A 22,219-nucleotide genomic window follows, 5' to 3' on the forward strand; every position below is an offset into this window, starting at 1 on the left:
AGACGTGAAGGCTTCAAGGTACATGCTCTGATGTTCTCTATAAGAAAAAGAGAGCATAAGATCATAATCGATACCGTTCGTCAAATTGGGTTCAAAACGGTTAAAATACATTCACGATCTCACCCTGCTATGAATAGACGTCAGTTTTTTAAGCTGTGTGTTGCAGGTGCAACGACTTCAGCGATTTCTGCGCTGGGTTTGATGTCTGAAAAGGCTTTTGCTGCTGTTAGAGAATTCAAATTACTGAGAGCTAAAGAAACACGTAATAATTGCTGTTATTGCTCGGTTGGCTGCGGCTTATTAATGTATAGCCACAGCAGTAATGGCAAGAATGCAGAGCAAACTATTTTCCATATAGAGGGGGATTCTGATAACCCAATAAACCGTGGTTCATTATGCCCTAAAGGTGCTGGACTACTTGATTATGTTAATAGTCCGCATAGATTAAAATATCCTGAATATAGGGCGCCAGGTAGTAAAGAATGGCAGAGAATAAGTTGGGAAGATGCCTTTACGCGTATTGCCAACTTAATGAAAGTTGACCGTGATGCTAACTTTATTAAGAAAAATGAAAAAGGTGAGACGGTTAACCGTTGGTTGACCATGGGGATGATGACCTCATCGGCCCAAGCCAATGAAGGCTGTTTTGTAACACACAAATTTGGACGTTCATTAGGCATGATCCAACTCGATAATATTGCTCGGGTTTGTCATGCTCCTACTGCAGCAAGCCTTGCCCCGACATTTGGTCGTGGTGCAATGTCAAATCATTGGGCTGATATCAAAAATAGTGACCTTGTGATCATTATGGGGGGCAATGCCGCAGAAGCTCATCCCGTTGGTTTTGGCTGGGTCAGTGAAGCCATGCAGTACAACAAGGCTAAATTGATTGTTGTTGACCCCCGCTTTAATCGTAGTGCGGCGGTCGCGGATTACTATGCGCCATTACGCTCGGGGACAGATATTGCTTTCTTGCTCGGAATAAGTCGTTATCTTATTGAAACAAATCAAATTAACTATGAATACGTGAAGGCTTATACTAATGCGCCATTCATTGTTCGTGAAGATTTTGAATTTAACGATGGTTTATTCAGTGGTTACAACGAAGAAACCCGCGTCTATAACAAGGAATCTTGGTTCTATGAACTCGATGAACAGGGTTACGCCAAAGTTGACCCAACACTGGATATCATTCTCATGAAGATTTAAAATATCTAGATGCAGAGAATTGTGCTCGTAGAATTGTTAAAACTGTCATGGCATTACCAACAAATCATCCCTGTAGAGATGTGTTGAATAACATTACTCAATCATTTAATTGGGCAATGAGTTCTTTTGGCGGTGATAAATTTACTTCTGGAAATGACTATCGAGAACTACTTGAAAATGCAGTGGGTCTGGGTTTGGGTTCTTTTGATTTAGTTGTTATTGATGAAGCCCATAAAAGTCGAGGTGACACGAGTAGCCTTAGTCGTGTGCTTGAACGTGTGATCATACAAAACCCACAAGGTCGTAGGCTTGCTATGACAGCTACACCAGTTGAATTAGACTCCACTCAATGGAAACAGATACTTCACAGAATTCAGCTTACAGAGGATATTCAAAAACCTATACTCGCTAGTGTTGAAGACTATGCTAGTTCAGTAAGTAAGTTACGTAAATTCTGGAAGACGGATGAGCTTGTACGTAATGATTTTAAGCAAGCAGCAAAATCGTTTGAAACGTCATTAAGACCTTATTTACTTCGCAGAGATAAGCGTCAAGACACAACTATTAAAGCTTTTCATGAAATTTCAAATCAACCAATCAATGCCTATCGGAAGCAAACTGAAGTTGCCATTGAAGTTGGTGAACTATCAGAACAATGGAAACGTATAGTGTGTTCAGTTGAGGGCTTATCCGCTGCGTCGAGTATGCAACAAGACTCCGTATCTAAGCGTGCTCGCCTGACTTTAGCTAACGGGCATGGTGTGGCCGGTATTATAGATGCAGAGTCTAGTAGGGAAGAGTCTGATGAAGTGCTAGAAGTAGAAAACGTTGCGGTTGACAGCAAAAAGAAGCAACGAAGCTTATGGTGGAAAAGCAGATTACACAAGCTTATCGTAATGGTGATGAGTCTTTATACCAGCACCCAGCTATTCTTAAAATTGTCGAAGAAATTGAGAAAAACCTTAGTAACGGGCAAAAGGCATTAGTATTCGGTAAGCTAACGAAACCAATGAGGATCCTGGTTAAGTTATTAAATGCTAGAGAGATGTTGAGAAGGTTAGAGCAGGATGAGTTTTGGCCTCAAACTAAAGTGCACGACGGTAACAATGTTGATGACAGCGACTCTGAAGTACAGGCCGTAATTTTCGCAGCCAAACAACTTGATCTTAACTTGGATCTAAATGAAATAAATGTTCGACTTGAAAAGCAGTACGAGAGGCGCTCCTCTCAAATAGAAAAAGCGAAGCAGAATTTAATTAACAATATTGAATCTGTTAAAAATCAATTAGATCCGCGTTCAAAAAGCTTATTGCATGCGTTCAAAAGTGCCGCAGAAAGCGAGGAGGCGAATACCAGTTCAATTCTCAGCTTAGTGACCCGTGCTATTTATGAACTTTCTGATGCAAATGACTTTAAATTGATTCCTCAGGAAATTGCTCAAGGTTTTGTTGATTTGATGGGAGCAGTTACTGCAGAAAATGAAGGTGATGAAGACGGTGACGGTAATTTAAATACCAGCGAAGCTAAACTATTGTGGTTTGAAATTCAATCACGAATTGAAGAGGAGTTTGGTCATGTAAAAGGCGGGATGGCACGATTAATGTTTGGTGGTACTTCAGCTTCAAGTAGACGCATGCTACAACTGGGTTTTAATCGTAAAAATAGCTTCCCCAACGTATTGGTTGCTCAGTCAGTTGTCGGGAGGGAGGGGCTGAATCTTCATCAAGCTTGCCGAATAGTGTACTTACTTCACCCTGAATGGAATCCGGGTGTAGTAGAGCAGCAAATAGGCCGAGTCGATAGATTAGGTTCTCGTTGGGAAAAAGAGTTTAACGAAATGTTAGCATCTCAAGTGGAGCCGTCTGAACTGCCTTTTATAGAAGTTAAACCTATTGTATTCAAAGGGACCTATGATGAATATAATTGGCAAGTTTTGAAGATGCGTTGGGACGATCTTCGCTCTCAATTACACGGAGTAGTAATACCTGAAACAGAAAGAGATGAAGCATTCTCCGAGTTGTATGATGAGTTATGTGCTGCGGCTCCTGATTTTTCACCTCAATAGTGTAATCAAAAATATCTGATAAAAGTCATGCCTGGCCATAATAGGACCAGGCAAGATTAAATTTGTATTAATGGCTATGTTTTATTCATTTGTGATTGGATGAATCTTCTCGGATAGCATAGTTATAGCGTTCTAAATGCTCTTCAAAATAATCATGCTGGTTATAATCCCTTCTACATCTTTAAGCTTTTGATTCAGGCAACGCTCTGCTACATGCTCAAGAGTACCTTGTTTGGCTAGCTGGGTGGTTTGTGATGATTTTTAAAAACACAGATTAACTTTCTGCTGCCGCAACATCTATTAATACCTACCTCCATTCTAGAGCCATGGACGGACACACAGGAACGGTTAGAGAAGACCAATCGCTTGGTTATCAGCCAGACATAGTAAATTAGATCGTAAGTATAAATATTCAAAGATGCAGTGAAAGTTGCACCTTTTTATGAGCACTGTAACTAGGGTAGGGGTCATACCTAAATCTTCGAAAAACGGGTTTAGGCACTTGGGCACCAATTTGGGCACAAATCTGAAATGGAGGATTTAAACTACAAAGATAAAAGTGGAGAAAAATATATGAGTGAAAATTTAAGCTTGTTTGAATTAATGTTATCTAGAATTGAAGAATTTAAACCTAGGCGCAGAATTAAAATAGCATTATTAGTTAGATAATTGATTTACAACAAGAAATGGTACACCCGAGTGGACTCGAACCACCGACCCCTACCATGTCAAGGTAGTGCTCTAACCAACTGAGCTACGGGTGCATCGTAAATATTAACTTGCTATTCAAAAGCATTGCGCCTTGGAACGAGCGCTATATTAGGGGCATAGTGCAGGGCTGGCAAGCAAAAAAATCAAAATTATCGTCAAATGGTGAATTGCTGTGCAACTTGTCCAGTGTTTCAACAAAGTTATTGATATAACGGCAAGTTAGACTTACTGAGCACGTCAAACCACTAAGACATAAACAAAACGGCGAGCTTAATGCTCGCCGTTGCTTTAAATCTTGCCTATCCGATTAGTGATGCACACTGTCGCCTTCAATTAGGCTTAAATGCACACCATGTTTTTGGATGTAACGCAGTCGAATGAAAAATAGCAGCGCCGCCGAGGTGAGACCTGCAATCAATCCGGTCCAAAAACCGTGTGCGCCCATGGCAGGAACGATATGATCCGTATAAGCCAAGGTATAGCCGAGTGACATACCTATGCCCCAATAGGAAAACAGCGTGATATAAAAGGCACTGCGGGTATCTTTATAACCACGTAGGGCTCCGGCGGCAACCACTTGAACTGAATCCGATAATTGATACAGTGCCGCCATTAACATCAAGCTGCCGGCTAAAGCGACCACTTCAGGATCACCATTATAAAGCTCTGCAATTTGGAATCTAAATATGACGGTCAAGACTGCAGTTGATAATGCAAGGGATAGCGCTAACCATAAACCCACTTTGGCGACCACTGCAGAAATATCAGCACGATCGCGACCCAAGTAGTAGCCAATTCTAATCGATACTGCGATACCAATAGACAACGGCAGCATAAATACAATCGCAGAAAAGTTCAGTGCTATCTGGTGACTTGCCACCACAGTTGCACCTAATGGGGCGAGTAACAACGCAATAATGGCAAATAAACTCACTTCAAAAAACAGCGCCATTGCTATCGGCATACCGAGTTTGGTCATTTTTTTCATCGTTTCAAAGTCAGGACGATGAAATTTACTGAAAGGAGCTAAGGCCGCAAATTTCTTATGTACTTGCATATAAATAGTCATGGCAATCAGCATGGCCCAAAAAACCAAGGCAGTGGCAATACCGCAGCCAGCACCGCCCATCGGAGGTACGCCAAAGTGTCCGTAAATAAAGATGTAGTTGGCGGGTATGTTCACCGCTAAGCCGACAAAGCCAATGACCATAGTCGGTAAAGTGTAAGAAATCCCCTCACTACAGCCTCGTAGTACTTGGTAAAGCACAAATGCAGGGGCGCCCCATAAAATACCGTCGAGATATCCAATGGTTAAGCGGTATAATTCGGGTTCTAAATCCATATGGCCAAGTACAAAGGGCGCTGATGCGAGGAAAATCATCACGCAAATGCCGCCAATGATGGCAAGATAGGCCCCTTGAAAGGCTAAAGGTTGAATGGCTTTTTGATTATTCGCTCCATTGTAGTGGGCAAATAAAGGTGTAAAAGCCATCAGCAAACCTTGGACGAACAGAATAGCGGGTAACCAAAGACTAGTGCCGACCGCAACAGCGGCCATATCGACCGCACTAACACGGCCCGCCATGACGGTATCAATAAAGCCCATCATGGTTTGAGTGACCTGTGCTATTAGCACTGGCAGCGCCAATTGGATTAAACGTTTGGCTTGATAGCCTGAATGATTCATAAATACAGCCTTTAACGATTAAGCGAGCAAAAAATGTTTACAGGTATAGTTCAAGCCACCTGCGAGGTGGTTGCAATACATAAGAAAGATGGCCTAAATACCCTTGAGGTAGCGTTCGAACCTGATTTGCATGAGGGACTTGCGATTGGTGCAAGTGTGGCAAATAACGGGGTATGTCTAACTGTGACTAAGGTGGTTGATGATAGGGTATTTTTCGACGTAGTGGAAGAGACCTTGCGACTGACGAATCTGGCTAATTTGTCGATAGGTCAAAGCGTTAATGTTGAGCGTTCGTTAACTTTCGGTAGTGAAATTGGTGGTCACATTCTCTCCGGCCATATTCATACTAAGGCTAAAGTTGTCGATATCAGCCACACAGAACAGCATTATGATCTGACACTGGGCATTGAGCCTAAATGGATGGATTACATTTTTTATAAAGGTTTTGTTGGCGTTAATGGCAGTAGTTTAACGGTTGGCGAGGTGAGTGACTCCGGCTTTAAGTTACACTTAATTCCCGAAACCCTAAAGCTGACCAATTTAAGTCAGTGTAAAGTGGGTGATGAACTCAACATTGAGATCGATAGCCAAACACAAGTTATCGTCGACACAGTCGAGCGCGTGCTGGCTAGACGTTTTAACGAGCAAGCCTGTTAGGCTCGTTTCATCATCGCCTTTAGTACAATCTCATTTAATATATTTGCTCGTCATCCGAGTCGATATACAGCTCCACGGTACGTCTCGACTCATCGATATGTAAGCGTAAATGAATGGGATTACAACAAATTCGACAATCATCGTAATAATCTTGATCTCCGCAGCTGGCATCAATACTGATATGTTGGTGGTGCCCGCAGTGGGGACAAGCAATCACTTTGTTCATGACTCTCATAGTGTAACTCCTTATACCTAATAGAAGAAAGCCACAATAGAATAGAGCGAATCATTCAGTTCACTCAGCACAGCTAACACTTAGTCGGTATCGCGCCTATTGTTTAGCGCCTTGATTTTGTTCAATCTTAAGAATTCATTATGTGCGTCATCATTCGAGTGGTGTCTATTTAAGGGCTTCCTATTTGAGTATACAACAGAGTGCTGTGCGCATACTTAGATGAAGTCGGCCTCAAAACCCAGCATGATAGATCTTATGGTTAAATGCTTTTCTTAGTGGAGCAATAACGCTTTTAGCATTAATCCTTAACTGTGACTAAATCTTCTATTGCGCTGCTGTGTAACACACCATCGCGGGCATTTTGTGTAATATCTAGGGTTAAACGCTGCATTTGTTGCACAAGTTCACTTTTAATATCAACGAGTAATACTTGAGTATCAATCTGAGGTTCATTTGTGGTTAACACCTGCGGCTCAGGTAAAGCGCTTGTGTTCGTGAGTGCCACAGCCAATAAAATGCCGTTCAACATATCAACTCCCTGTCATGTTTTCAGTGATGACTAATAAACTGGCGCCAGAATAGGGGATTTAGATGACCGCTAAGTTACCAAGACACTGCAAAATCATGAATTTGCTTTTTGTTTCTAATCCCAATTCTGGTCAATATGCTTGCGCCTTTTAGCTACAATCCCTTAGAATAAACGCCCTGCTACGCAAGGCGGCTAAGACTCCTGTACTGTCTTAACCTAGCGAGCATTTCTCTTACATTAACTAAAACCAAGTGGCCCTACGTGTGGGTCACCACTGGAAAGGACATTTCATGCCTGTAATTACACTTCCCGATGGTAGCAAACGCGAGTTTGCCCATGCTGTATCAACCCTCGATGTTGCCGCCGATATTGGCCCAGGTTTAGCGAAAGCTTGTATCGCTGGCCGCGTTAATGGCGAATTAAAAGATGCTTGCGATCTCATTGAAACCGATGCAGAACTATCAATCATTACCGCCAAAGACGAAGAAGGTGTTGAAATTCTTCGCCATTCTTGCGCGCATTTATTAGGTCACGCGATTAAGCAAATGTGGCCAGAAACCAAGATGGCGATTGGTCCTGTTATTGATAACGGCTTCTACTATGATATCGACCTTGAGCATAAGTTGACTCAAGATGACATCGACGCGTTAGAAAAGCGCATGCTTCAACTGGCCAAAACTAACTATGACGTAGTTAAACGTGTAGTTAGCTGGCAAGAAGCGCGCGATACCTTCGCAGCGCGTGGCGAAGATTATAAGATTGCCATTCTGGATGAAAACATCAGCAAAGATGCAACGCCTGCGCTGTATCATCACGAAGAATACACAGACATGTGTCGTGGACCGCACGTACCGAACATGCGTTTTTGCCAACACTTTAAATTAATGAGCATTGCCGGCGCTTATTGGCGTGGTAACTCAGAAAACAAGATGTTGCAACGTATCTATGGTACCGCTTGGGCAGATAAAAAAGCCTTGAGCACACACTTAACCCGTCTTGAAGAAGCGGCTAAGCGTGATCACCGTAAAATCGGTAAGCAGCTCGACTTGTATCACATGCAAGAAGAAGCACCGGGTATGGTGTTCTGGCATAACGACGGTTGGAGCATCTTCCTCGAATTAGAAAGATTCATTCGCCGTAAGTTAAACCAATACACTTACCAAGAAGTGAAAGGCCCATTAATGATGGACCGCGTGTTGTGGGAACGTTCTGGTCACTGGGATAAATACTCAGAAGCCATGTTCACGACCAGCAGCGAAAACCGCGAATATGCTATCAAGCCGATGAACTGCCCAGGCCACGTGCAGATCTTCAACCAAGGGTTGAAATCTTACCGCGACCTGCCATTACGTATGGCAGAGTTTGGTTGCTGTCACCGTAATGAACCTTCTGGTTCTTTGCACGGATTAATGCGCGTACGCGGCTTTACCCAAGATGACGCCCATATTTTCTGTACTGACAGCCAAGTCCAAGAAGAAGTGAGTGCCTGTATCCAGATGGTTTACGATACATACGCCACCTTCGGCTTTGAAAATATCGTGGTAAAACTGTCGACTCGTCCTGAAAAACGTATCGGTGACGATGCAATGTGGGACAGAGCGGAAGAAGCACTTAAGCAAGCGCTGCGTGACAATAATATTGAATTCACTATTTTGCCAGGTGAAGGCGCGTTCTACGGACCAAAAATCGAATTTACTTTACACGATTGTTTGGACCGAGCGTGGCAATGTGGTACTGTGCAGCTCGATTATGCGTTGCCAAGCCGTCTTGGTGCAACTTATGTTGCCGAAGATAACAGCCGTCAGACCCCTGTGATGATCCATCGCGCTATTTTAGGCTCTTTGGAACGATTCTTGGGTATCTTGATAGAAGAATATGCAGGACGTTTCCCAACTTGGTTAGCCCCAATGCAAGTTGTCGTGATGAATATCACCGATAAACAGGCTGATTATGTTGAAGAAGTCGTAAAATTCTTCAAAGAACAAGGTATTCGAGCGTCTTTTGACTTGAGGAATGAGAAAATAGGCTTTAAAATACGCGAGCACACCTTAAGGCGTGTCCCTTATTTGTTGGTCGTTGGCGATCAAGAAATGGAAAATAAGGAAGTAGCGGTGCGTACCCGTGATGGTATCGATTTAGGTAAGATGCGACTTGAAGATTTCGCCACTAAAATCCATCAACAGATTTCGCTCCGTAGTCTCAAATTGTTGGAGGAATAGGTCATAAAGATCAAAAAAACAGCAGGGCGTCAGCCGGCCCCTAATAGAATCAATGAAGAAATCACAGGCGTACCAGAAGTACGTTTAACAGGCATTGATGGTGAAGCTATTGGTGTGGTAAGCATCAGAGATGCTCAGAATTTGGCAGATGAAGCAGGTGTAGACCTAGTAGAAATCAGCCCAAATGCTGAACCTCCAGTATGTCGCATTATGGACTACGGTAAGTTCCTTTTTGATAAGGCTAAGTCAGCCAAGGAACAAAAGAAGAAGCAAAAGCAGGTTCAGGTCAAGGAAATTAAATTCCGTCCTGGAACTGACGAAAACGACTATCAGGTAAAACTACGCAACCTGATACGTTTTCTGGAAGACGGGGACAAAGCGAAGATTACGCTGCGTTTCCGAGGTCGCGAAATGGCACACCAAAACCTGGGTATGGATCTATTGAACCGTATCAAGGCTGATTTGGACGAGTATGCGGTTGTTGAATCTTTCCCGAAAATGGAAGGCCGACAAGCAATTATGGTGCTAGCGCCTAAAAAGAAATAAGTAGGGCAAAACTTAAAGTAGCAAAGGTCTATGGCCTTTGCTCGCCTTGCTTTTTATTAAACATCCCAATGCGGAGTTTTAGAAATGCCTAAAATGAAAACAGACAAGGGTGTAGCAAAGCGTTTTAAGAAAACCGCTAATGGTTTCAAGCGCAAGCAAGCACACTTACGTCACATTTTGACGAAAAAAAGCACTAAACGTAAACGTCACTTACGTGCCAAATGTTTAGTATCAAAAGCTGACGTTCCAGCAATCGCGCGTCAATTACCTTACGCTTAATTTAGGAGATTAGAAAATGCCAAGAGTTAAGCGTGGTGTAACCGCTCGTGCTCGTCACAAGAAAGTTTTAAAACTAGCTAAAGGTTATTATGGCGCTCGTAGCCGTACTTACCGTGTTGCTGTTCAAGCAGTAACTAAAGCTGGTCAATATGCTTACCGTGACCGTCGTCAGAAAAAACGTCAATTCCGTCAACTTTGGATTGCACGTATTAATGCTGCTGCTCGTCAAAATGGTCTGTCTTACAGCCGTTTCATCAACGGTCTGAAAAAGGCGTCTATCGAAATCGATCGTAAGATTTTGGCTGACATCGCTGTATTCGATAAAGTTGTATTTGCAACTTTAGTTGAAAAAGCAAAAGAAGCGTTAAACTAAGAAATTAGTTTGTTGCTGTAGAGAAGGGACCATTTGGTCCCTTTTTTTATGTGTCATTTTTAGCTAAAAAAATAGCAGGCTAAGCCTGCTATTGGTTGAAAAAAGTTTTGAGTTTAATTACTTTTTAGCGTCTAAATAACGCTCTGCATCGAGTGCGGCCATACAGCCTGTGCCAGCAGAAGTAATCGCTTGACGATAATGTTGGTCCATCACATCACCACAAGCATAAACACCTTCGATACTGGTTTGCGTGGCGTTACCTTGCAAACCGCTCTGTACTTTTAAATAACCGTGGTTCATTTCCAGCTGGCCTTCAAAAATACCGGTATTAGGACTGTGACCAATGGCGACGAACACACCAGCAACGGCTAAGTCAGTGATCGAGCCATCTTTAGTGCTCTTCATCTTCAGGCCGTTCACCCCCATAGCATCACCAACCACTTCATCCATGGTTTGATCTAAATGAAGGATGATGTTGCCATTGGCGACTTTGTCCATCAGACGGTCGATTAAGATTTTTTCTGAGCGGAAGGTGTCTCGACGGTGGATCAGATGCACTTCAGCGGCAATATTGCTTAAGTACAATGCTTCTTCAACGGCAGTGTTACCGCCACCGATCACAGCGACTTTTTGATTGCGATAGAAGAAACCATCACAGGTCGCACAGGCTGATACGCCGCGGCCCTTGAATGCTTCTTCTGATTCTAATCCTAAGTAACGGGCTGAAGCGCCAGTTGCTATGATCAGCGCATCACAGGTGTACTCACCGTTATCGCCTTTCAAACGGAAAGGGCGCTCAGTTAGAGTCACTTCGTTGATGTGATCGAACAAGATTTCAGTATCGAACTTTTCAGCATGCTTCTGCATACGTTCCATCAGCGCTGGACCGGTTAAGTCATCCGCGTCACCTGGCCAGTTTTCAACTTCAGTCGTAGTGGTTAATTGACCACCTTGCTGCATACCTGTGATCATCACAGGTTTTAAATTAGCACGCGCAGCATAAACTGCTGCGGTATATCCTGCTGGGCCTGAACCCAAAATCAATAAGTTACAATGTCTGACCTGGCTCATTTTTATCTCCGTGCCTTTAGCAAATTGCAAGGATTGTAGGGAATTTACCTGTAGGGGTAAAGTGTTGGAGGGTGATTCTTTTAGATTGCGCTAATCGAGTCAGTGCGCTTTGGTATTCAGAGTGTCAGTTTTACTTTACTGTGGCGAAATAAACACCTTGAGAGGGCATCACTAGCGAAAGCACGGGACAAGTTTGCATACGGGAGAGATTATCGATTCTCATGCTTGAGCTTTGGTTCTGGCCAATAAAAAATCGGCCTCAACAGAGTCGAGGCCGATTTGGATCATTTGCTAGGTAAAGCAAATGCAATGTTACATCGAAAACTTAAGCTAATTAAACGCTTATGCCAGTAATGAAACTGGAGAGGTGAACGCTAAATTCAGGGCGTGAGCCACTTCCTTACAGACCACTTTACCGTGCATCACGTTTAAGCCATTGAGTAAGTGCTTGTCTTGTAACAGCGCTTCTTTATAGCCTAAGTTAGCTAACTTAAGAATATACGGTAGCGTTGCATTGTTAAGTGCGAAAGTGGAAGTACGAGCAACCGCACCTGGCATGTTCGCCACACAGTAATGCACAACATCATCAACGATATAAGTTGGATCTTGGTGAGTGGTTGCGTGTGAAGTTTCAACACAACCGCCTTGATCGATTGCTACGTCAACGATGGCACTGCCAGGCTTCATACGTGAAATCATGCTACGGGTAACCAATTTGGGTGCCGCAGCACCTGGGATCAGTACGCCACCGATCACAAGATCGGCTTCAATAACATGACGTTCAATTGCATCAGCAGTAGAGTAAATGGCTTTTACGGCAGAGCCGAATTGCACATTTAAGCGACGCAGTGCATCAATGCTACGGTCAAGTACAACCACATCAGCACCCATGCCAACCGCCATTTGTGCAGCGTTAGTACCGACCATACCGCCGCCAATGATCACGACTTTAGCAGGTTCAACACCTGGAACGCCGCCCAGTAACATACCGCGACCACCAGAAGATTTCTCTAATGCCATAGCGCCAGCTTGGATGGACATACGGCCAGCAACTTCAGACATAGGGGCAAGTAAGGGCAGGCCACCACGGTCATCAGTCACAGTTTCGTAAGCGATACATACGGCACCACTTTTAATTAAATCTTCAGTTTGCGGTAAATCTGGCGCAAGATGCAGATAAGTAAATAAAATCTGATCGTGTCGCAGCATAGCGCGTTCAACTGCTTGAGGCTCTTTTACTTTTACAATCATCTGCGCTTTAGCAAAAACTTCAGCAGCAGTCGCTAAAATTGTGGCGCCAGCATCAATATAATCTTGATCTGAAAAACCAATACCTGTGCCAGCATTTGTTTCTACAAAAACTTTGTGACCTTTGATCGCTAACTCGCGAACACTAGAAGGAACCATACCGACACGATATTCGTGGTTTTTAATTTCCTTGGGAACACCAATAATCATCTTTGAGCCTCAATTGCCTGAAAACCCACTTTTAATGGGCATAATTGTTATTTTATCGTGACCTGAACGTGATTAATTCAGGGATATCTAGTATAGTATCGGCGACGCAGTTTATGCTGCTGAACTTTCGGCATACGTAGAATAAAATGTTGTTTTAGTGATAAAGCAAGGTTAAATAAATGGCATATAATAAAAAGAGTCCTGTAAAAGACTTGGATCGCATCGATCGCAACATTCTTAATGAATTACAACTTGATGGCCGCATTTCTAATGTGGAATTATCAAAAAGAGTCGGACTTAGTCCAACTCCGTGTTTAGAAAGAGTGAAACGACTCGAAAAGCAAGGTTATATCAATGGCTATACCGCATTGGTCAATCCTCATTTCCTGGGTGCATCCCTACTGGTATTCGTGGAAATCACCTTAAGCCGTGATACTCCCGAAGTGTTTGATAAGTTTAACCGTGCAGTGCAGTTACTCGACGACATTCAAGAATGTCATCTGGTTTCAGGCGATTTTGACTACTTACTGAAAACCCGTGTTTCAGATATGTCAGCTTATCGTCGCTTGTTAGGTGAAACCTTGTTGAAATTACCTTCTGTTTCCGACACGCGCACTTATGTTGTGATGGAAGAAGTTAAGCACACCAGTCGCGTAGCGATAAATCATCTACTCTCAGATATCTAAATTACCCTGATTGTTTGGTTTTACAATAAGGGGCTTAGGCTCCTTATTTATTGGTCAAGTCAGCACACCTATCCCGTTTAACACCTATAGCGATTAACCTTGTCATTGCCCTTAAGTTCGCCAACTTAGGGGCATATTTTTGTGGCATTTTTAAGCAGAGTTGTTAACGGAAGTGATTGTGTAATAACTCATTCCTCTCCAAAAGCACACTTAAACATCCCAATAGGTTAATTTTTGCCAATCATGGCCATTTCTGCACAGAAAAACAGGCTAATGTGCTCCACATTTAGTGGGATTCTGGTATCGTTAGCCCACCTGTTTTCACTTTTTATGGATTACGTCGTTTGTCTCAAGGAAATAGTGTACGCACGCTCACTGGCCTGCAACGTCTGCTGGAAGGCGGACTCATCATTTGTTGTGTCCTCGCCACTTATATTTTACTCGCATTGACGAGTTTTAGTCCGTCTGATCCCGGTTGGAGTCAGTCGCATTTTCAAGGCGACATAAAAAACTGGACCGGAGCTGTAGGGGCTTGGATAGCCGATATTCTGTTATATTTCTTCGGCGTCACGGCTTACATTATGCCAATCATTGTCGCCTCGACCGGCTGGCTGCTGTTCAAACGCGCCCATCATTTGCTCGAAGTTGATTACTTTTCAGTGGCCCTGAGATTGATTGGTTTTTTGCTGATCATCCTTGGGTTTTCTGCGTTGGCGAGTATGAACGCTAACAACATCTACGAGTTTTCGGCAGGCGGAGTGGCGGGTGATGTCATAGGCCAAGCCATGCTGCCGTATTTTAATAAACTCGGCACCACCTTATTGTTGCTGTGCTTCTTAGGTTCTGGCTTTACTTTATTAACTGGGATCAGTTGGCTGACCGTGGTCGAGAAAATCGGCTTAGTCTCTATTTGGATTTATAAGAAACTTAAATTATTACCGCAAGCGATGAAGCGTGAGCGTGAAACCGAAGATACCCGTGGTTTTATGTCTGTAGTCGATAAGTTTAAGCAGCGCCGCGAATCACAATATGTGCTTAAAAAGCCGCCAGTCGTTGAAACGCCAAAGGTGCGTGAGCGTCATATTGGTCGCAGAGCCGAAATAACCCCAACCTTGTCTACTGCCGCAGATGAAGGGTTTATTACCGAAAGCATTAATACTGAAGAAGCTGCGCCGCAAAAAAACAAGCTATCGGCACTCGCAAAAATTTTGAGTTTGAATGGCAGTAAAAGTAAAAATGCACAAAGGGTTGAACCTCAAATCGATCATGATGATTTGGCCGCCCATGGCAATTTTGAAGCGCCGCCTTGGTTAACCGAAGCCCAAGATGCAAGACATGATGGACAAGAAAGCGCCGATTTCAATTCGCAGGCATTCGATCACGACGACAATGAGCCAGTTTTTAACAGCCAAAACTTTGCGGAAGATGATGATGAAAGCTTAGGCTTTACCGATGATGACGTCATTGATTTTGATACTAAAACCTCAACGGGCGCTGTGAATCAAGCCCAGCGTAAGCAGCAAGATCAAAAAGCGAAAATTGTGGATGGCATAGTGGTGCTACCCGGGCAAGATGATAAACCCGCACCGAAAAAGCCCATGGACCCCTTACCCAGCATCAATTTGCTTGATGTGCCTGATCGTAAAAAGAATCCGATCAGCCCAGAAGAGTTAGAACAAGTCGCCCGTCTGGTTGAAGTGAAGTTAGCTGATTTCAACATCATCGCCAATGTGGTGGGGGTGTACCCAGGGCCTGTGATCACCCGCTTCGAATTGGAATTAGCGCCTGGCGTTAAAGCGTCAAAAATCTCTAATCTGTCAAAGGATTTAGCCCGTTCACTGCTAGCTGAAAGTGTGCGCGTAGTTGAAGTTATTCCGGGTAAGGCTTATGTCGGACTCGAATTGCCGAATAAATTCCGTGAAACCGTGTTTATGCGCGATGTGTTAGATTGCGCCGCGTTTACCGACAGTAAATCCAATTTAACTATGGTGTTAGGCCAAGATATCGCCGGCGATCCTGTGGTGGTTGACCTTGGTAAAATGCCGCATTTGTTGGTTGCGGGTACCACAGGTTCGGGTAAGTCAGTGGGCGTAAACGTGATGATCACCAGCTTACTGTATAAGTCGGGCCCAGAAGATGTGCGCTTTATCATGATCGATCCCAAAATGTTGGAATTGTCTGTCTATGAAGGCATTCCACATTTGCTCTGTGAAGTCGTTACCGACATGAAAGAAGCTGCCAATGCACTGCGTTGGTGTGTGGGCGAGATGGAACGTCGCTACAAGCTAATGTCTATGATGGGCGTGCGTAACATCAAGGGCTATAACGCCAAAATTGCCGAAGCGAAAGCCAATGGCGAAGTGATTTTAGATCCTATGTGGAAGTCATCCGACAGCATGGAGCCTGAAGCGCCTGCATTAGATAAGCTGCCATCGATTGTTGTCGTGGTCGACGAATTTGCCGACATGATGATGATTGTCGGTAAGAAAGTTGAAGAGTTAATTGCCCGTATCGCGCAAAAGGCCCGTGCCGCAGGCATACATTTGATCCTGGCAACCCAAAGACCGTCAGTGGATGTGATTACTGGCTTGATTAAAGCCAACATTCCGACACGTATGGCGTTCCAAGTTTCATCGCGTATCGATTCGCGCACCATTTTAGATCAACAGGGCGCTGAAACCTTACTCGGGATGGGGGATATGTTATTCCTACCACCGGGTACTGCGGTGCCAAACCGTGTCCATGGCGCCTTTGTTGACGATCATGAAGTTCACCGCGTTGTTGCCGATTGGTGCGCACGTGGTAAACCGCAATATATCGATGAAATTCTTAATGGTGCCAGCGATGGTGAGCAAGTCTTACTACCGGGTGAAACGGCAGACACCGATGAAGAATATGATCCACTCTACGATGAAGCCGTCGCCTTTGTGACCGAAACTCGTCGCGGCTCGATTTCAAGCGTACAGCGTAAATTTAAGATTGGTTATAACCGTGCAGCGCGCATTATTGAACAGATGGAAGCCCAAGGTATTGTTTCGGCTCAAGGCCACAACGGTAACCGTGAGGTCTTAGCGCCGCCGGCACCAAAACATTATTAAGCCGCGCTGAGGCGTGGCTTTGATACACCCAAGGGTTTTACAGGGTAAGGAATAAAATGAAAAAACGATTATGCGCTGTGTTGTTAGCTTCACCTTTACTATTTAGCGCGGCAGTATTTGCCGATGATGCGCAGCAGCTCAGAGACAAACTGATTGGTACTGCATCACTAAAAGCCGATTTCAAACAAACCGTCACTGACGTGAATAAAAAGGTCATTCAGACGGGTTCTGGTATTTTTGCCTTGGCGTATCCTAATCAGTTTTATTGGCACTTAACTCAGCCAGATGAATCGCAAATTGTCGCCGATGGAAAAGATTTATGGATCTACAATCCCTTCGCCGAAGAAGTGGTCATCATGGATTTTGCTGAAGCCATTAATGCTTCGCCTATTGCTTTGTTAGTCCACCGCGACGATGCGACTTGGTCACAGTATGCCGTGACCAAGCAACAAGACTGCTATGAGATCAAACCTAAGGCGATTGATTCGGGCATATTGTCCGTCAAGGTGTGTTTCAAAAATGCCCAGTTAGCCAACTTTAATGTTGCCGATGACAAAGGTAATTTGAGCCAATTTGATTTGAGCAATCAGCAAGCGATTACTGATAAAGACAAAGCGCTGTTCAGCTTTGTGCTGCCTGACAATGTCGATGTTGATGATCAACGTCGTAAAACAGCGCACTAGGCGATAGCGTGAGCAGTTTATCCTTTAATTTCGCCCCCGACTTTCGTCCCTTGGCCGCACGCATGCGGCCAAGAACGATCGCCGAGTACATAGGCCAAGCCCATTTACTGGGTGAAGGCCAGCCGCTACGCAAAGCATTGGAAGCGGGACGCGCCCATTCCATGATGTTGTGGGGGCCGCCGGGCACAGGAAAAACGACCTTAGCCGAATTAATCGCACATTATTCAAATGCCCACGTTGAACGCATCTCAGCGGTCACCTCTGGCGTCAAAGACATTCGCGCGGCGATTGAGCAAGCGAAAGCCGTGGCCGAATCCCGTGGTCAACGTACCTTATTGTTTGTCGATGAAGTCCACCGATTCAATAAAAGCCAGCAGGATGCCTTTCTGCCATTTATTGAAGATGGCACTGTGATCTTTATCGGGGCGACCACTGAAAATCCATCGTTTGAAATCAACAATGCGCTGCTCTCGCGGGCACGGGTTTATCTTATCAAGCGCTTAAGTCATGATGAAATAGCCCACATAGTGACTCAAGCCTTAAGCGATACCGAGCGCGGCTTAGGCCAACGCCAATTTGTGATGCCAACCGATGTGCTCACCACACTGGCGCAACTTTGTGATGGTGATGCCCGAAAAGCGTTGAATCTTATCGAGTTGATGAGCGATATGCTCGCCGATGGTGGTACTTTTACTACTGAGATGTTGATCCAAGTGGCGGGGCACCAAGTTGCCGGATTCGATAAGAACGGCGATCAGTTTTACGATTTAATCTCAGCCGTCCATAAATCAATTCGCGGTTCAGCACCCGATGCGGCGCTGTATTGGTTTTGTCGAATATTAGAAGGCGGCGGCGATCCGCTGTATGTCGCAAGGCGCTTACTGGCGATTGCCTCTGAAGATGTCGGCAATGCCGATCCTGCGGCGATGACAATCGCACTGAATGCCTGGGATTGTTTTCACCGTGTTGGCCCCGCCGAAGGCGAGCGAGCAATAGCGCAAGCCATTGTTTATCTTGCCAGCGCGCCTAAGAGTAACGCTGTGTATACCGCATTTAAGGCCGCGCGTGAGTTAGCTCGCGATACTGGGCAAGTCGAAGTGCCGCACCATTTACGTAATGCACCGACTCAATTAATGAAAGACATTGGCATGGGAGCGGGGTATCGATATGCCCACGACGAAGCCAATGCCTACGCCAGCGGTGAAAATTATTTCCCCGAATCCCTACAAGCAGCACAGTTTTATTTTCCAACTGAGCGAGGATTCGAGAAGCGGATCAAAGATAAGTTATCGCAATTAGCCCAATTAGATCAAATCAGTGAGAACAAAAGATATGAATAACATCCTATTAGTGGCTTTCGGTGGATCAATAGGAGCAGTTTTACGCTATCTTATTTCAATATTCATGATCCAAGTATTTGGCAGCAGTTTTCCTTTTGGTACACTGTTGGTTAATGTTATAGGTTCATTTTTTATGGGCGTAATTTACGCTCTAGGGCAAATGAGTCATATCAGCCCTGAACTCAAAGCGCTAATTGCTGTTGGCCTATTGGGTGCTTTGACAACGTTTTCGACTTTCTCTAATGAAACCTTGTTGCTGATGCAAGAGGGGGATTGGCTGAAGGCGATTTTGAATGTGGTGTTGAATCTAAGTCTATGTTTATTCATGGTGTACTTAGGTCAGCAACTGGTTTTTTCTCGCATTTAACTATTAAGAATATATCACATGTTAGATCCTAAATTTTTGCGCAACGAATTAGAAGTTACCGCTGAGCGACTGGCCACCCGTGGCTTTATGTTAGACATAGCTCACCTTACTCAATTAGAAGAAAAGCGTAAGTCACTGCAAGTGGCTACCGAAGAATTACAAGCGTCGCGTAATGCCATCTCCAAATCCATTGGCCAAGCTAAAGCCCGTGGTGAAGATGTTGACGCTATCATGGCGCAAGTGGGCGATTTAGGTTCACAGCTGGATGCCAAAAAGATTGAACTGGCGGCCGTGCTCGAAGAAGTGAATGCCATTGCCATGTCGATGCCCAACCTGCCAGATGAATCCGCGCCAATCGGTGCCGATGAAACGGAGAACGTTGAAGTTCGCCGCTGGGGTACGCCACGCACGTTTGATTTCCCCATTAAAGATCATATCGATTTAGGCGAAGGCTTAAACGGTTTAGATTTTAAAAACGCAGTGAAAATCACAGGCTCACGTTTCATCGTAATGAAAGGCCAAATTGCCCGCTTAAACCGCGCCATTGGTCAGTTCATGTTGGACTTGCACACCACAGAGCACGGTTATACCGAAGCCTATGTACCGTTATTGGTTAACGAGGCAAGTTTACTGGGCACAGGTCAATTGCCAAAGTTTGGTGAAGACTTGTTCCACACAAAGCCTGCCACCGAAGAAGGTCAGGGCTTGAGCCTTATCCCAACGGCCGAAGTGCCATTGACCAACTTAGTGCGCGATAGCATTGTTGATGAAGACGAGCTGCCGATTAAATTAACCGCGCATACCGCATGTTTCCGCAGCGAAGCGGGCTCATACGGCAAAGACACTCGTGGTCTGATCCGTCAGCATCAATTCGACAAAGTAGAAATGGTGCAAATCGTTAAGCCTGAAGATTCAATGGCGGCGCTCGAAGCGCTAACTGGTCATGCTGAAACAGTGTTGCAGCGTTTAGATCTGCCGTACCGTACTGTGATTTTATGTACTGGCGATATGGGCTTTGGCTCAAGCAAAACCTACGACATCGAAGTCTGGTTACCGGCACAAAACACTTATCGTGAAATTTCTTCTTGCTCCAACATGAAGGATTTCCAAGCCCGTCGTATGCAAGCGCGTTACCGCGTGAAAGCAGACAATAAGCCAGCGTTACTGCATACCTTAAACGGTTCAGGTTTAGCTGTGGGTCGTACCTTAGTGGCTATTTTAGAAAATTATCAAAATGCCGATGGTAGCATCACAATCCCAGAAGTGCTGCGTCCATACATGGGCGGCTTGACTCAAATAGGCTAATGGAACGCAAAATAATACTATGGATAAAGGCCAGCGCTATCTCCGTTGGCTTTCCTATACCGCTGTCATTGCAGTATTTTTTGCGGTGATGTTGGCGACCATAGGCAAAGCCGTCTGGGTTGTGTTAGAAAACGTCAAATAACCCTATTAACTTTGTTCAAGTAAAAAGAAAGGCATGTTTCCTAAGGGAACATGCCTTTTTTGTTTGTGCCATGTTTATGTTTAATGCTCACATTTGACGCTTACGTTCGATATTGAGCTAAGTATGATGACTTAACTTATACGATTAAATGCATTTAGCAGGCTTTGGCAAGCCCGCAATTTTGGTGGCTTGTTTTGCTGGCCCAATGGGAAACAAGGTATATAAGTACTTGGAATTACCTTTATCTGGCCCTAAAGCTTGGCCAATGGCTTTGACTAATACGCGAATAGCAGGGCTCGTTTTGTATTCAAGATAAAAATCGCGAACAAAGTTAATCACTTCCCAATGGGCGGGCGTAAGCACGATTTGCTCTTCTGCCGCCAATAGTAAAGCCATATCCGGTTGCCAATCGTTGAGATCTTTTAAATAACCTTGATGGTCACGGGCGATTTCTGCGCCATTAAATTGCAACGGATTTACCACGTTATCACCTTGTCATGGAGTAATGATTGAGCCACAAACTCATTGTAATCGATAAGCGTCACGTTCTTTAAACGCTCGGATAGGCCGCGAGCGATGACATCGTCTTTTAAGACCATCAACTTGAAGGGCGATAATGCCATTGCCCATTGACGCAGCAGTAACGCGTTCACGCCATCGCTCGATAGTAGAATCGCATCTTCCTTACAGGCGTAACGTAAGCAGAGTTTCAATGCACTATCTCGGCTGGGAGATGTTTGAATATGATGTAAAATCATCAGAATACTAAGACCTCATCAACCTGTTTTAAATGGGCAGCGATGGCTTCATCGTTGACTACAGTAACAGGAATAGACAATAAACTATGGCTTAAGCCGTAGTCGGCTAAGGATTGCTTACAGACAAATACCGAGTCGATATCGTACAGCGGCAGTGCTTTAAAGGTGGAGATGTAATCTTTAGCGCCAATAAGCTCAGGTTGTTGATCTTTAATCAAATGCAGCACACCTTCATCGACAAACACTAAACTCACTTCTTGCTCAAAGCTGGCGCTCAGCAGGGCGAGATCTAAACCTTCGCGGCCACGAACAGTACCGTGTGGCGAACAGCGAAATAGGATACACAATTTTTTCATAGTCACCCTGAGAGTTAAAAACTGATCAATCGATCGGCCGATTCAATGCCGGTGACAAGCTCGCCTAAACCGCCCATGATAAATGACTCACCCACATTCCAGTGGCTCAGGCCATTCTCGCTGGCATCTTGCTTGCTCACAATCCCACGGCGCAGCGCTGCTGAAACGCAATTAACTAACGGGATCTGATGCGATTGCGCGAGCTGTTTCCAGTCACTGATCACATCGTTTTCATCGGAGGCGGGTAAGCTTAAATCTGTGGAGTTATACACGCCGTCTTGATAAAAAAACACACAGATAATCTGATGCCCAGCCAAAAGTGCCGCTTGGGAAAAGCGTAAGGCGTTAACACTCGCCGACGTGCCATAAGCGGGCCCGTTCACTTGGATAATAAATTTGCTCATTTAAAATAAAAATGGCCCTAAAAGTAGGGCCATTCTAACGC

At 44.5% G+C, this 22,219-nt stretch carries 23 protein-coding genes, 1 tRNA gene and 1 pseudogene; 15 read left to right on the forward strand and 10 right to left on the reverse strand.

Going from position 1 to position 22,219, the window contains the following annotated elements; all coding sequences use genetic code 11:
• Positions 1 to 129 precede the first annotated feature (129 nt).
• From K5Q99_RS15995 to K5Q99_RS22545, 3 genes and pseudogenes are all read left to right on the forward strand, one after another.
• Positions 130 to 1,188 (forward strand): annotated as a pseudogene (locus tag K5Q99_RS15995) (molybdopterin-dependent oxidoreductase); the annotation flags it as partial.
• Between the two features lie 68 nt (positions 1,189 to 1,256).
• Positions 1,257 to 2,195, forward strand: coding sequence for a DEAD/DEAH box helicase family protein (locus tag K5Q99_RS22540; protein WP_246604513.1), 939 nt, complete (start codon positions 1,257 to 1,259; stop codon positions 2,193 to 2,195).
• Positions 2,196 to 2,665: 470 nt separating this feature from the next.
• On the forward strand, positions 2,666 to 3,274 hold the full coding sequence (locus tag K5Q99_RS22545) for a helicase-related protein (RefSeq protein WP_281422445.1): 609 nt from the start codon (positions 2,666 to 2,668) through the stop codon (positions 3,272 to 3,274).
• 687 nt (positions 3,275 to 3,961) lie between these two features.
• On the opposite strand, the gene K5Q99_RS16005 is transcribed toward K5Q99_RS22545, so the two are convergent.
• Both K5Q99_RS16005 and K5Q99_RS16010 read right to left on the reverse strand, forming a co-directional pair.
• Positions 3,962 to 4,038 (reverse strand) — tRNA-Val (locus K5Q99_RS16005).
• A 254-nt stretch (positions 4,039 to 4,292) separates the two neighbouring features.
• Positions 4,293 to 5,672 (reverse strand): MATE family efflux transporter, encoded by a 1,380-nt coding sequence (locus tag K5Q99_RS16010; RefSeq protein ID WP_106650521.1) that lies wholly within the window; start codon positions 5,670 to 5,672, stop codon positions 4,293 to 4,295.
• 33 nt (positions 5,673 to 5,705) lie between these two features.
• Here K5Q99_RS16010 and K5Q99_RS16015 point away from each other — a divergent pair, with 33 nt between their 5' ends.
• Positions 5,706 to 6,329: a riboflavin synthase subunit alpha gene (locus K5Q99_RS16015; RefSeq protein WP_220777413.1), complete on the forward strand. Its 624-nt coding sequence runs from the start codon at positions 5,706 to 5,708 to the stop codon at positions 6,327 to 6,329.
• A gap of 34 nt (positions 6,330 to 6,363) precedes the next feature.
• Here K5Q99_RS16015 and K5Q99_RS16020 read toward each other — a convergent pair whose 3' ends face one another.
• Positions 6,364 to 6,564, reverse strand: a complete 201-nt coding sequence (locus K5Q99_RS16020; protein ID WP_106650519.1) for a CPXCG motif-containing cysteine-rich protein — start codon at positions 6,562 to 6,564, stop codon at positions 6,364 to 6,366.
• Between the two features lie 298 nt (positions 6,565 to 6,862).
• Positions 6,863 to 7,093 carry a hypothetical protein gene (locus K5Q99_RS16025; RefSeq protein ID WP_220777414.1) on the reverse strand — a complete coding sequence of 77 codons (231 nt, stop codon included), beginning with the start codon at positions 7,091 to 7,093 and terminating at the stop codon, positions 6,863 to 6,865.
• A gap of 290 nt (positions 7,094 to 7,383) precedes the next feature.
• Here K5Q99_RS16025 and thrS point away from each other — a divergent pair, with 290 nt between their 5' ends.
• From thrS to rplT, 4 genes are all read left to right on the forward strand, one after another.
• Complete coding sequence (gene thrS, locus K5Q99_RS16030) at positions 7,384 to 9,312, forward strand: threonine--tRNA ligase (RefSeq protein ID WP_011846833.1); 1,929 nt, start codon at positions 7,384 to 7,386, stop codon at positions 9,310 to 9,312.
• Between the two features lie 3 nt (positions 9,313 to 9,315).
• Entirely contained in the window at positions 9,316 to 9,858 is a 543-nt protein-coding gene (gene infC, locus K5Q99_RS16035) for a translation initiation factor IF-3 (protein ID WP_012089240.1), read from the forward strand.
• 84 nt (positions 9,859 to 9,942) lie between these two features.
• Positions 9,943 to 10,137 carry a 50S ribosomal protein L35 gene (gene rpmI / locus K5Q99_RS16040; protein WP_006081653.1) on the forward strand — a complete coding sequence of 65 codons (195 nt, stop codon included), beginning with the start codon at positions 9,943 to 9,945 and terminating at the stop codon, positions 10,135 to 10,137.
• 16 nt (positions 10,138 to 10,153) lie between these two features.
• A complete protein-coding gene (rplT, locus tag K5Q99_RS16045) occupies positions 10,154 to 10,510 on the forward strand; it encodes a 50S ribosomal protein L20 (protein WP_006081652.1) in 357 nt (118 codons plus the stop codon).
• A gap of 117 nt (positions 10,511 to 10,627) precedes the next feature.
• Here rplT and trxB read toward each other — a convergent pair whose 3' ends face one another.
• Entirely contained in the window at positions 10,628 to 11,581 is a 954-nt protein-coding gene (trxB, locus tag K5Q99_RS16050; protein ID WP_011846834.1) for a thioredoxin-disulfide reductase, read from the reverse strand.
• A 342-nt stretch (positions 11,582 to 11,923) separates the two neighbouring features.
• Positions 11,924 to 13,039: an alanine dehydrogenase gene (gene ald, locus K5Q99_RS16055; protein ID WP_220777415.1), complete on the reverse strand. Its 1,116-nt coding sequence runs from the start codon at positions 13,037 to 13,039 to the stop codon at positions 11,924 to 11,926.
• Between the two features lie 179 nt (positions 13,040 to 13,218).
• Here ald and lrp point away from each other — a divergent pair, with 179 nt between their 5' ends.
• From lrp to K5Q99_RS22740, 7 genes are all read left to right on the forward strand, one after another.
• Complete coding sequence (gene lrp / locus K5Q99_RS16060; RefSeq protein ID WP_006081649.1) at positions 13,219 to 13,725, forward strand: leucine-responsive transcriptional regulator Lrp; 507 nt, start codon at positions 13,219 to 13,221, stop codon at positions 13,723 to 13,725.
• Between the two features lie 344 nt (positions 13,726 to 14,069).
• Positions 14,070 to 16,823, forward strand: a complete 2,754-nt coding sequence (locus K5Q99_RS16065) for a DNA translocase FtsK (protein ID WP_220777416.1) — start codon at positions 14,070 to 14,072, stop codon at positions 16,821 to 16,823.
• A gap of 56 nt (positions 16,824 to 16,879) precedes the next feature.
• Positions 16,880 to 17,506, forward strand: a complete 627-nt coding sequence (gene lolA / locus K5Q99_RS16070; protein ID WP_006087495.1) for an outer membrane lipoprotein periplasmic chaperone LolA — start codon at positions 16,880 to 16,882, stop codon at positions 17,504 to 17,506.
• 8 nt (positions 17,507 to 17,514) lie between these two features.
• On the forward strand, positions 17,515 to 18,846 hold the full coding sequence (locus K5Q99_RS16075; RefSeq protein WP_220777417.1) for a replication-associated recombination protein A: 1,332 nt from the start codon (positions 17,515 to 17,517) through the stop codon (positions 18,844 to 18,846).
• A complete protein-coding gene (gene crcB / locus K5Q99_RS16080; protein ID WP_220777424.1) occupies positions 18,839 to 19,213 on the forward strand; it encodes a fluoride efflux transporter CrcB in 375 nt (124 codons plus the stop codon). Before K5Q99_RS16075 ends, crcB begins: the two co-directional genes overlap by 8 nt.
• 18 nt (positions 19,214 to 19,231) lie before the next feature.
• A complete protein-coding gene (serS, locus tag K5Q99_RS16085; RefSeq protein ID WP_220777418.1) occupies positions 19,232 to 20,518 on the forward strand; it encodes a serine--tRNA ligase in 1,287 nt (428 codons plus the stop codon).
• A gap of 19 nt (positions 20,519 to 20,537) precedes the next feature.
• Positions 20,538 to 20,660: a hypothetical protein gene (locus K5Q99_RS22740; RefSeq protein ID WP_006081643.1), complete on the forward strand. Its 123-nt coding sequence runs from the start codon at positions 20,538 to 20,540 to the stop codon at positions 20,658 to 20,660.
• Between the two features lie 144 nt (positions 20,661 to 20,804).
• Here the strand turns inward: K5Q99_RS22740 and K5Q99_RS16090 are convergent, their stop codons facing one another.
• The 4 genes from K5Q99_RS16090 to tusD are packed head-to-tail and all read right to left on the reverse strand — an operon-like array spanning position 20,805 to position 22,178.
• A complete protein-coding gene (locus tag K5Q99_RS16090) occupies positions 20,805 to 21,143 on the reverse strand; it encodes a TusE/DsrC/DsvC family sulfur relay protein (protein ID WP_006081642.1) in 339 nt (112 codons plus the stop codon).
• Complete coding sequence (tusB, locus tag K5Q99_RS16095; protein ID WP_106650510.1) at positions 21,137 to 21,418, reverse strand: sulfurtransferase complex subunit TusB; 282 nt, start codon at positions 21,416 to 21,418, stop codon at positions 21,137 to 21,139. The genes K5Q99_RS16090 and tusB overlap by 7 nt, the downstream gene beginning before the upstream one ends.
• Complete coding sequence (tusC, locus tag K5Q99_RS16100) at positions 21,418 to 21,774, reverse strand: sulfurtransferase complex subunit TusC (protein WP_220777419.1); 357 nt, start codon at positions 21,772 to 21,774, stop codon at positions 21,418 to 21,420. The genes tusB and tusC overlap by 1 nt, the downstream gene beginning before the upstream one ends.
• A gap of 14 nt (positions 21,775 to 21,788) precedes the next feature.
• A complete protein-coding gene (tusD, locus tag K5Q99_RS16105; protein ID WP_220592967.1) occupies positions 21,789 to 22,178 on the reverse strand; it encodes a sulfurtransferase complex subunit TusD in 390 nt (129 codons plus the stop codon).
• Between the last annotated feature and the right edge of the window lie 41 nt (positions 22,179 to 22,219).

Source organism: Shewanella hafniensis (genome assembly GCF_019655335.1).
Lineage (GTDB): Bacteria > Pseudomonadota > Gammaproteobacteria > Enterobacterales > Shewanellaceae > Shewanella > Shewanella hafniensis.